General features: G+C 63.6%; 2 rRNA genes. Both read right to left on the reverse strand.

Annotated elements, in window-relative coordinates:
* Positions 1 to 491: ribosomal RNA gene (locus ACI79E_RS22415) — 23S ribosomal RNA — on the reverse strand; the annotation flags it as partial.
* Between the two features lie 491 nt (positions 492 to 982).
* Positions 983 to 1071 (reverse strand): 16S ribosomal RNA (locus ACI79E_RS22420); the annotation flags it as partial.

Raw genomic sequence — 1071 nt, forward strand, 5'->3', positions numbered from 1 at the left:
GATTCACACCGAATTTCACGGGCTCGGTGCTACTTGGGAACACGTTCGGGAGGGACCGGATTTTCGTGTACGGGGCTCTCACCCTCTACGGCGACCCCTTCCAGAGGCCTTCCACTAACCACGGTCCTTTATCACTCCCCGCCCCTGCGGCAGCAGAGACAGAACGGTCCCACGACCCCGACCACACAACGCCTGCCGGCTATCACATGCGATCGGTTTAGCCTCTTCCGCTTTCGCTCGCCACTACTCACGGAATCACGGTTGTTTTCTCTTCCTGTGGGTACTGAGATGTTTCACTTCCCCACGTTCCCTCCACACGCCCTATGTGTTCAGGCGCGGGTCACACCACATGACTGGTGCGGGGTTCCCCCATTCGGACATCCTCGGATCAACGCTCGGTTGGCAGCTCCCCGAGGCTTATCGCAGCCTCCTACGTCCTTCATCGGCTCCTGGTGCCCAGGCATCCACCGTGTGCCCTTAACAACTTGGCCACACAAAACCCCCACCACGCACACCATCCACACGAGGTGGCGATGTCCGCGACGGGGACCTACAAGAAACTCGCTACAGAGTTTTCAGTTGAAGATGCTCGCGTCCACTGTGCAGTTCTCAACGTACGACCGGTCACCTCCGCACCCGCCCCCGCCAGACCCCAGCCCCTCGACGAGTCGAGACGCTGGGCGGTACGAGGACCCGAAGGCCCCGGAACCAGAGGCCACGAACCCGACCCCACCGGGGGATCGGCCCGCTCCCTCAGGACCCAACAGCGTGCCTACGACCATCCACCCCGCCCCACCCCGTTCCCCGCGCCACATCGTGACGCCGTACTAGGAGCAGCACCGGCTGCCGGCCGAACTGGTCAGCGTTCCACCCTCGAGCACCAGCCCGGCACCCCGCGGCCACCCGGAACTGGGCGACCGTCTTCGTCCGAGCATGGCCCTGGACCCCCAGAACACGCGTTCTGGCGGCCAGTGCTCCTTAGAAAGGAGGTGATCCAGCCGCACCTTCCGGTACGGCTACCTTGTTACGACTTCGTCCCAATCGCCGATCCCGCCTTCGACGGCTCCCTCC

This window comes from Geodermatophilus sp. SYSU D00079 (genome assembly GCF_054050635.1).